Below are 2,683 nucleotides of genomic sequence, written 5' to 3'. Positions count from 1 at the left end.
ACTGGCGTCAGGCGATGAGTCGTTTTATTATCGAGTTCGAGGAACGACTCGAAAAGCACATTAACTAATGGCAGTTACACAGAATCTGTTACAGGCTCGCATAAAGGGGTCAAGTGCGCCTTGAATTCCCTCTTCTACCATCGCTCCAGTGTTCGCGATAAACCACACTGCATTAGAAATAAACGCAACAAAGACACAAACCTTTACCCATACAGCGCTATAAGATGGCGTTGTATAACTTGTCCTACTGTCGTTAATATCTCGCCAGAAAAATGTATATCCAGCTGTGGCCGCGAAACCTAAATAAAACATTAGCTTTGTCACTACAATTACAGTGTTCCAGATATACATTTCCACAGCTGAATCCCCTTTTTAGTGCACCATAAATCCAAAACTATCTTTCATCTTGTGCCCATCGGAGCCAAGCATGATGAACTCAACATTGTATGAACCTGGACGTAATTTAGGTAAGGTCCAAGAATAATCCGTTGCAACCTCTTTCGGAGGTTCAAAGCCAAAATCAACTTTTGCACCTTCACTGTCTTTTAAAACTACTTTTATTAATCTAACTCCCTTGGTAAAGCTGACTGATAGTTCCATTGGGGCCTCCATCAACATTGCATTTTTGCTTGGTGTGCTAGATTTAATTTCTATAGCCTCATGTGCTAATGCCACGCTGCTTAGCAGTACACTAAATATTGCAAATGATTTAACAAGTGCTTTCATGATTACCTCTATCTTTGGTTAATATTCGGTTTTTAAAAATTAAAATTGCTTTGATTGTCAAAAGTGCGCATTTATTTGTTTAACTTTGACTTCAATCGAATTGACTGTCGTAGCTTTCTACTTTCGCGTAAGGTTCGTAGCTCCCATCTTGATATATAATGAAAACGGTATAAGGCATAAACTGCTCTGCTACTTCCATTCCGGGTGAACCTACTGGCATAGCTGGAACAGATAACCCGATAGCCTTTGGATGTTCTTCTAACAAGAATCGTTTTATAAACTTAGAAGGGACATGGCCTTCAAATACAAAGCCGTTTTCTGTAACAGCGGTATGGCAAGAGCGAAGATTTGGCGAAATTCCGTATTCGTTCTTGATGTCGCTCAAGTTATGAAAGTCCTTTGTACGTAGTTGAAACCCTTGGTTTTCTAGATGGGTTATCCACTTTTTGCAACATCCACACGATGGTGATTTATAAACTAATAATTCGAAGACGTCGTTTGCGCCATGGTGGATATTTGCCATGGCAATGCTAGGTAGAATTAGCAGTAATACCGCAGCTTGATAGATGATTTTTTTTAACATTTTTGCCTCCAGACAAAGCTGGCACATATAGGTACGCTAGCACCTAGATAATAAACAGGAACTGAAACAAATTGTGCGTTAAATTTGGACGCACTGACCCCGTGTTAGGCAAATATCGGTGGGCGAAAAAGTGAGGATGTTACTGAAACTGGCTGTTGGAAGAACAAGCCAAATGAAGCGTCCGGCACCACTGGGTGTTGAACAGTCATCATGGAAGCTATAAGGACGGGAGCATGAGTACAACCACCTGGTGGGCATGTGCATTCCGAAGTGTTGCAACAATCTTTAATACTAGCGTTCTCCGAACTGCTAGAATCTACTCTCATACCATGGCTCATGTTCGTAGAGCAATTCGATTCAGAATTACTATTGTAATGTTTGTTGTCAATAGCCATTTCAAAACTCATAGTATCTACAGCCATCGCTTGCCCGACGAGGGCAGATAGCACTGTAAACACTAATATTACTTTTGATATGGATTTAAACATTTCTTAAGCATTAAACATAACCAATATGGAGAATAATGGATTTTCGCGAATTGGTAAACAGTTGAGGCTGATTTGTGATTAGAATAGCCCGTTCATCGGCAGAATTTAAGAAATAGTCATGATGAGAGAGATAGCCTACAACCATGCAAATTTTTGGGCGCGTCTCCAACTCCATAATTCAGATACTGCGGTAGAACTTGAACGCTTTAAGTAGCCGCCACAATACTTCCCTTTTGTCCAGTTCCATTAACGTTATAACGGGGGCTAACCAGAAATACAAAAAATTGAGGAGGCTTGAGGAGCTATATAAATAAACACACCCGATAAATATAAATTCATCGGTAACTTGAAAGAGAAATCAGATATTCTGTTTAAATCGTTGAGGCACAAACTAACTTCAGCGATTTCAACTTAAGCGCCACTCAAGCGCTGGTCGATAAGTGACTCTCGCCCCGCGGTTATAGATACTCTCTGCTTCACTTATTTTTCTGCATATGAATAAGGCGATTAATATCAGCTTTAGGATACAAAAGTTCAATCACTTCTATCAATTGTGAGCACGGTAATAAGTTGTCTATCCGTGATAGGAAAACCTCTTTATAGGGCTATCAGCGCTTGCTTTAGCTGACTACTGGCAATAATTAACTGTTGGCTCACGAGCAGTAGAGAATGTAACTTAACATGCAGTCATGATCTCACGTTAGGAACTTATTTGCATCTTCCCTAGTATCAATTGAATAACACTTTTATGCTGGTTCTAATTATTTCATCGATCTCGGAACATTGATTGACGTGCTCCAATAGATTCACACACCCAGTTAAGAGATAATTATCTCAACTGGAGTGTATATGAAAACCCGAAAAAGCTACTCGAAAGAATTCAAAC

Annotated in this window: 2 protein-coding genes and 1 pseudogene; all 3 read right to left on the bottom strand. The window is 39.8% G+C overall.

The annotated features are described in order from the left end of the window. Positions 1–372 precede the first annotated feature (372 nt). Complete coding sequence (locus tag MHM99_RS20985; protein WP_012516900.1) at positions 373–726, bottom strand: copper resistance CopC family protein; 354 nt, start codon at positions 724–726, stop codon at positions 373–375. A 91-nt stretch (positions 727–817) separates the two neighbouring features. After that, positions 818–1,309: a DUF411 domain-containing protein gene (locus tag MHM99_RS20980; protein ID WP_014978038.1), complete on the bottom strand. Its 492-nt coding sequence runs from the start codon at positions 1,307–1,309 to the stop codon at positions 818–820. Positions 1,310–2,315: 1,006 nt separating this feature from the next. Beyond that, positions 2,316–2,454 (bottom strand): annotated as a pseudogene (locus MHM99_RS20975) (IS5/IS1182 family transposase); the annotation flags it as partial. Positions 2,455–2,683 lie beyond the last annotated feature (229 nt).

Origin of the sequence: Alteromonas sp. MmMcT2-2 (genome assembly GCF_022348305.1) — a bacterium.
Lineage (GTDB): Bacteria > Pseudomonadota > Gammaproteobacteria > Enterobacterales > Alteromonadaceae > Alteromonas > Alteromonas macleodii.
This window is presented reverse-complemented; position numbering and strand designations above follow the sequence as displayed.